This is a genomic window from Arthrobacter sp. UYEF21 (assembly GCF_040546085.1).
Classification (GTDB): Bacteria; Actinomycetota; Actinomycetes; order Actinomycetales; family Micrococcaceae; genus Arthrobacter.
The window spans coordinates 1-6563 of the sequence record NZ_JBEPNF010000035.1 but is presented as its reverse complement, the minus strand read 5'-3'; the positions used below and the strand labels follow the sequence as shown (position 1 = coordinate 6563).

The window sequence follows — 6563 nt, the reverse complement described above, 5'->3', positions numbered from 1 at the left end:
ATGCCCACGATTCTCCCAGCCGCCCCTACGAGGACATGGTTATTCTGTCGGCGTTTTAAGAATTAGGGCCTGTCATTTCTGACCCACGCACCTAGTTGAGAGTCCGCCCTTTCGGGGCGCCGTTCCCATGGGCCCAACCCCGTAAGCCTGGACTCCTAACGGCCATATCCTCTCGTTGATGAAATAGCGCGCCGAATCCGAGTCACCTACCGCTACGATTCACAATGCTGGGCCTCGACCAGCCCTGAACAGAGCGACCGTTCGTCTGGATAAAGGATAGTTTTATGAGACTGCGAAAGGCGGCGGCTACGGGCACGTAGGCGGGCCTTGAGTGTCCCTTAAGGTGGCTGCTACGCGGTTGCTGTCGACCTCGAACCGGGCCAGTAGCCGCATCAGGTCGCTGCGGTCCTCGGCGCTCCAGCCTTCCAGCAGCTCATCGATGAGGGAATTTCCCGAACGCTGCAGTGCCTCCCCTGCCCGCTGCCCGGCCTCGGTGAGCACGATCAGTGAGGCCCGCGAATCCATCGGGTCCCCGGAGCGACCAACGAGTCCGGCCTGTTGAAGGCGCGCGGTGATCTTTGAGATGTTGGAGGCTCCGGTGACCATCCGCTCGGCCAGCGCCGAGGGCCGCTGCGCACCGGAGTTGTTCAGAATGGTGAGCAGCGTCAGGCCCCCCGGGTCCAGCACCACACCCTCGCGCGCGGCGACCGCGGTGGTGAAGTCCGGTGCCGTCCATTGCGCCAAGATCCCGTTCAGGATCTCGATCAGGGCCGCGTTCTGCTCCGCTGCCGCCATGGCTAGGCCTCGGTTCCGCCGTCTACGCGCAGCACAACGCCGGTGATGAAGGCGGCCTGGTCTGAAAGCAGGAAGGCGGTGGCGTTGGCGATGTCCTCCGGCTGTCCCAGGCGCTTCATCGGGATTTCCGCGGCGTATCCGGCTTTGGCCTTGGCAGGCAGGGATGCCAGAGCAGCGGTTTCAATGGCCCCCGGCGCGACCGCGTTGACGCGGATGCCCAGTGCCGCGTTTTCCTTGGCAACGCTGCGGGTCAGGGAAACCACCCCGTGCTTTGCCGCTCCATAGGGAGTCAGTTGGGGTGTGGCGCTGATGCCTGCAAGCGAGGCGATGTTCACGATGGAACCTCGTCCCTGCTCCAGGAAGTGTGCGATCTGGGTCTGCATGGCCAGAAAGGTGCCTCGCAGGGTCACGTTGATGGTGCGGTCCCAGTCCGCGGCGGCGATCTCCTGCACGGGCTTAGGCATGGCCCCTACACCTGCGTTGTTCACGGCCATGTCCAAGCGGCCGAAGCTCTCGATTGCGAAGGGAACCAGGGCGTTGACCTCCTCCGCTTCGGCGACATTGGCATGTTTGTAGGCGGCGCGTCCGCCGGCGGCCTCGATGAGAGAAACGGTTTCGGCGCCGGCCTCGTCGTCGACGTCTGAGACGATGACCGAGGCACCATCGGCGGCCAGTCGAATGGCAATTGCACGGCCGATTCCGGCACCCGCTGCGGTGACAAGTGCTACTTGGTTCTCAAAAAGCATGGGAAAGATCTTCTCCTTAAAACATTTTACTGTCGTATGGACAGTATATGCCCGGGAGGTGGCCAGCGGAGCGCGGGCCCGGCAGCACGCCGTCGCTCCGCGGGCACGTTGCAATCGAGGCGCAAAGACCCTCGCGGACCGATGTTTCCCGAAGCAGCGCGCGGCTACCGGGTGACGGCGCACAGGGGCGGTGTTGGAGTTTTAGCCGGAGACGACCTCACGCCGGGATTCCCAGCGCCGTAGCAGCAACGCGACCACCACCGCCGCGGCAATTCCGATCACCGTGAAAATGACACGCTCAATGGTCAGCTCGAAACCGCGCCCGACGTCGCCGAGGGAGGCGAAGATCAACAGCATCGGTGTCAAGGCCATCGCCTGCATTAGGTAGGCCCCTCCCATGGAATACCAGACCAGGCAGAACAAGCACAGCACGGCGACAATGACAGCGCCCCACACCGGCAGGAACAACACGGCCAGCAGGGCCACCACAGCCCCTAGTAACGTGCCAATAAGGCGCCCGTTCAGGGTCTCGCGGCGCTGGTCTGGCAGTGGCCGCAAGGCCATCAGTACGGTCACCGCGATCCAGTAACCATGGGGAATGTCATTGGCCAGGCTCCAGAACATGACCGCGGCGCACAACAGGCCCACCGCGATACCGTGCTCCCAGGCAGTACGTTTTTCCACGGGAAGGGTCGGGGCCTGGAACTTCAGCAGGCGGGTGATGAAGGCACCCACCACGCCACCAGCAAGAATCCACAAGGCCGCTGACCACCAGCTGAGGTTGATGGGACCCGGGCCAAACAGAATCACCATGACCGGGGTCAGCGACAGCAGCCCGGCGGAGCGCTGGTTGGTGACCGAAAAAAGGACCGCAGAGATGAACATGAGCGCCGCGATGGCCCACGGCGTTGAACCGGCCAATGACGCCAACCCGCCAAGTGTGGCACCCAGGACCACCAGCAGCGCCGCCTGGGGCGGCCGACTTACGGGAGTAACCGCCATCCCCAAGCCCATGGCCAGGCCAAATCCCATGCTGGCCGACGGCCCTCCCAGCACGCTCACGATTGCGGAAGGAATCAGGATTGCCACCAAAAGCTTGAACGTTATCGGTAGGGTTCCCGGTTGAGGGCGGCTAAAAATCACCATTGTGTCATTACCTTTGCATGGGTCGGCGGGTAGCAGGAGCACCAACCCTCCGAAGACGGATTTGGTGAACAGACCGGCAGTAACAACCACCATACTGGTGCGAATCCCTCTCGATTCCACGACAGAACACTATTATTCTCATGGCACGAATCGCCCCGGCAATCCGTCCGGTCTGCTACACATGCAAGATGTGCGGGTTTGGCCCAGGACGCTGGCCGCGCATGTCCGCCCATTCACAATTGAACATGGCAGCTGCCGCGAGGGACCAGGCTGCCGGCCGAGCGCACGCTGAGCACGGCTCTTGGTGTCAGCCGGATGACCTTACGCCAGGCCATGGACGGTCTGGAAGACGCCGGCTACATCGACAAGGTCCAGGGCCGCGGCGGCGGCGGGGCATTCGTCGCCCACCCGTTGCCGACGGTGGACATTTCGGACTTGATGGGGCTGAGCAGGCAGCTGCTGCGCACCGCCGGCACCGCGTCCTCACGCCTGCTGGCAGCCGAAACCATGGCCGTCCCGCCGCACGTCGCGAAAGCCCTGGAACTGGCCCCCGGTAAGGAGGCCCACCGAATCCGCCGGATCCGGTTCGCCGACGATATCCCGGTTGTGCTGGAAGATTCATTTTTCCCGGCACACCGGTTTCCCGGCCTGCCGGAACGGGACCTGGCAGGCTCCCTCTACCGGCTCATGGAGCAGGACTATGACCTGGCCCCCGTCTCTGCCAGGGAAGAGCTCCTGCCCGTGCTGGTCACCGGAGCCAAGGCGGAGCTGCTCGGGATCGACCCGGCAGTTCCGATGCTGGAAATCTACCGCACCTCGTGGGCCGCCGCCGGTGAGCCCGTGGAATACTCCGAGGACATCTTCCGGACCGATCGGATGCGGCTGACCGTCGCCGGCCGCGTCCGGGAAGCCGTGCCGGTACCTTTGAAGACTAAAATCCGCTGTTAAACACTGCGTCTCCGCGAAAAACACTGCGTCTCCGCGAACGCCGGGTTCCCGATTACAGCAAGTATGCTCTGACGCTACTCGAACAAGGACCCCCATGCTTCGCAAGGGTGGAGCGGATGCGCTTCGGATCCTTTGCAGGCAGCGAACTGGTCACGCAGCACGCCGAAATCAACAGGGTCACCCGCCTCGGCGACGCCGATCTGCAGTAAAAACTCGTCGGGGAGTCCTTCTACCCGGGTCCCGTCAAAGGATCCTTTATCAAGACGCGGAGGACCGGCCCGTCCTCACTGGTCGAGCCGAGATTGTGAATCGCAGAGCTATGTGGCGTGGTTCTCGTAGTGCTAAGTGGCGGGGTTTGCCGTTGAGGACCCTCCACCGGACACCGCTTTGGCTGGCTGGCTCAGTCGCCGGTGAACCTGTGTCTCACGGTTGTTATTGCCCGACGCCAACCTGGGGGATCTGCCCACCGGCGTATGGCGCGTGGCTATACAGAGAAGGACCCGGCATCTGGTTTACCCAGATGCCGGGTCCTTCTCAAGCATTCGCGTCAGGAGGCCGGGTTGACCGTCACCGGGACCTTGACGTCCAAGTGCCCCTGCGCTGCCGTGAACTCCGCACGGCCAGTCACGGTGCCAGCCTTCGCCGAGGCCGGCGCGGTCACGCGGACGGTCACGGTCGCAGACTGTCCGGCGGGGAGAGCCGGGACGTTCGCGTCTGTCGCGTTCCAGCCGACGGGCAGCGTCAGCGAGACAGTGCCGCGCGAGAAGGCGTGGTCATCGCGGTTCGTCACGGTGAAGGTGACATCGGCCGAACCGCCCGGTGCCACCGAAGCGGCGCCGGCCGAGAACGTTCCGCACAGCGGGCCGAGCCACCGGGCGTCGAACGTGTCGAACGTGATCGTGTTGTTCGCACCCTCATAGAGGACGCCGTACTGGCCGTTCCCGAGCGCGGTCACGGTCGAATAGCTGGTCGCCAGGCCCGGCGCGAAGGCGCGTGAGGTGCTCCAAGTCGCTCCGTTGTCGCACGAGTAGCGGATCGTTCCGTTGACGCGAGCAAACGGCGGATTGTCGGCGTTGGAGAAGAGGAGCTTCTGCGCGTCGGCCGAGCCCTCGGGCGCGTCCGGGAACATATGCGTGATCGAGGCGTTGTTGCGCGGATCGGTCAGCGTGTGGTCGTACGTAACGGGCCCGTAGGTCTCGCCGCCGTCGTGCGAGATCGCGATCCGGCGACCGCCGCCCCCCGCGTTGTCGCGCGAGTTGAGCATGACATCGCCGTTGGAGAGCTCGACGACCTTGTTCTCGTCCATCTTGGTCCCCACGGGCTGACCCATGTGCCAGCTCTTTCCGTGGTCGTCGGAGTAGACGCTGTATGCCTGGATCTGCTTCGAGCCGTCCATCTGGATGACGGTGCCCGCGAACTGCTGAATGAGGCGCCCCTTATGGGGCCCGTACTGGAGCTGGATGCCCTCACCGGAGGCCGCGAACTGGCCGACGACGCCGCCCACGTTCGCGGCGCCGTTGACGGTGCTGCCCACCGGCTTAACGACGCTCGTGATGAGGGGGCCAGCGAAGCCCGCGTACTTCGAGTTCGGGGCGTAGGACGACGGCGTCGGCAGCGTGGGCTGGTTCGCGGGGTCTGTGGACCACGTCTGACCGCCGTCGGTGGAGACGGAAACCTCGGAGCTGATGACATTGCGGTCGGCGTCGTCGTTGCCGAGCGTGCTCGCGCCGAAGCCCGCATCCTTCGAATAGACGTGGAAGTTGAAGATTGTGCCGGTTTCACGGTCCACGACGTAGCTCGGGTCGCTGAATCCGTAGCGGAGGACGCCGGGCGCCGTGACCTGGCCGCGGGCGACGAACATGGGCGCACCCCACGTCTTTCCGCCGTCGGTGCTGCGGCGCTGAATGATCGAGTTGGGCGACGGGGAGTCGCGACCGTCGGGGCGACCGTCGTAGGAGGCGAGCACGACGCCGTTGCCGAGGCTCGCAAGCCCTACGATCCGGTAGTACTTGCCGAGGACGGGGTCGATCCCGTTGTCGCCGTTGGCCGCGAGGACCTGGCTACTGAAGTGGCCGGCGTCGTCGTCATTGCCGGTGCCGGGCACGGCCTCGGCGGGTGCGGCACCCGCGGCGAGCATGACGGCGCCGAGCATGACGGCGCCGAGCCTACCGAGCGTGGTACTCGGACGCCGTCGGGCGTACGACTGTTTGGTGGGGTTCATGTCTCTCCTTGAGATCTGTGATGTTGGACATCCCACAACATACCTGTGGCGGGGCTCACTGTCGAGAGGCCCGCTGAAAGAGGGCATGCTTGCGCGGGGCTAGAGCCAATACCGCTCAGTTACCGGCGGACCAGGCTGCGATCCCTGAGAAAGCGGCGGAAACCGCCACGATCGCCACAACTCCTTGCCGCTATTGCCAGCCTGAAAACCAGCATCCGACAACGGGTCCACCTCCTGGCCTAAGAACCACACGGGCAGCCCCTTCAGCGACCAGCACGACCCATCGGAGCCGTGGAACCCAACGCCCAACCAGCGACAACAGGTCCCACCAGCACGCCCAAACCCACAAAATAAACCCGGAGCAGAATCAAGCCCCCACCCCGCGGCCCCCCCGACCGTCATGAAAAATCGAGGCTAGTTGGACGAAGCGAGGTAGCGCGCTCTAGGGTCCTCCCCGCGACACGTCCCGCCGCAAAATGCCATAAAAAGCTGAGATCGTCTCGAAAACGAAGGATTTCAAGAACAGCTTGATTCGAGAATGGCGGTCCTTGCGGCAAGTGGCCGCACGTACCGTCATTCTGCCGGGTGTTCTGAGATACCGTTTGTCGCCTGGGTGCGTGGGTCAGAAATGACAGGCCCTAATTCTTAAAACGCCGACAGAATAACCATGTCCTCGTAGGGGCGGCTGGGAGAATCGTGGGCATGGT

General features: G+C 64.0%; 5 protein-coding genes. 1 reads left to right on the top strand and 4 read right to left on the bottom strand.

Going from position 1 to position 6563, the window contains the following annotated elements:
• Positions 1-306: 306 nt before the first annotated feature.
• The 3 genes from ABIB27_RS19010 to ABIB27_RS19000 form a co-directional block, all read right to left on the bottom strand.
• On the bottom strand, positions 307-795 hold the full coding sequence (locus ABIB27_RS19010) for a MarR family winged helix-turn-helix transcriptional regulator (RefSeq protein ID WP_354218003.1): 489 nt from the start codon (positions 793-795) through the stop codon (positions 307-309).
• A 2-nt stretch (positions 796-797) separates the two neighbouring features.
• Positions 798-1541: an SDR family NAD(P)-dependent oxidoreductase gene (locus tag ABIB27_RS19005; RefSeq protein WP_354218004.1), complete on the bottom strand. Its 744-nt coding sequence runs from the start codon at positions 1539-1541 to the stop codon at positions 798-800.
• A gap of 201 nt (positions 1542-1742) precedes the next feature.
• Positions 1743-2807 carry an FUSC family protein gene (locus ABIB27_RS19000; RefSeq protein WP_354254661.1) on the bottom strand — a complete coding sequence of 355 codons (1065 nt, stop codon included), beginning with the start codon at positions 2805-2807 and terminating at the stop codon, positions 1743-1745.
• A gap of 132 nt (positions 2808-2939) precedes the next feature.
• On the opposite strand from ABIB27_RS19000, the gene ABIB27_RS18995 reads away from it, so the two are divergent.
• Entirely contained in the window at positions 2940-3635 is a 696-nt protein-coding gene (locus ABIB27_RS18995; protein WP_354218009.1) for a GntR family transcriptional regulator, read from the top strand.
• A 547-nt stretch (positions 3636-4182) separates the two neighbouring features.
• On the opposite strand, the gene ABIB27_RS18990 is transcribed toward ABIB27_RS18995, so the two are convergent.
• Complete coding sequence (locus ABIB27_RS18990; protein ID WP_354254659.1) at positions 4183-5856, bottom strand: exo-alpha-sialidase; 1674 nt, start codon at positions 5854-5856, stop codon at positions 4183-4185.
• Positions 5857-6563: the final 707 nt, after the last annotated feature.

Bases quoted from the DNA above. Each gene is read 5' to 3' on its own strand.
- ABIB27_RS19010 (WP_354218003.1), bottom strand. From the start codon at position 795: ATGGCGGCAGCGGAGCAGAACGCGGCCCTGATCGAGATCCTGAACGGG.
- ABIB27_RS19005 (WP_354218004.1), bottom strand. From the start codon at position 1,541: ATGCTTTTTGAGAACCAAGTAGCACTTGTCACCGCAGCGGGTGCCGGA.
- ABIB27_RS18990 (WP_354254659.1), bottom strand. From the start codon at position 5,856: ATGAACCCCACCAAACAGTCGTACGCCCGACGGCGTCCGAGTACCACG.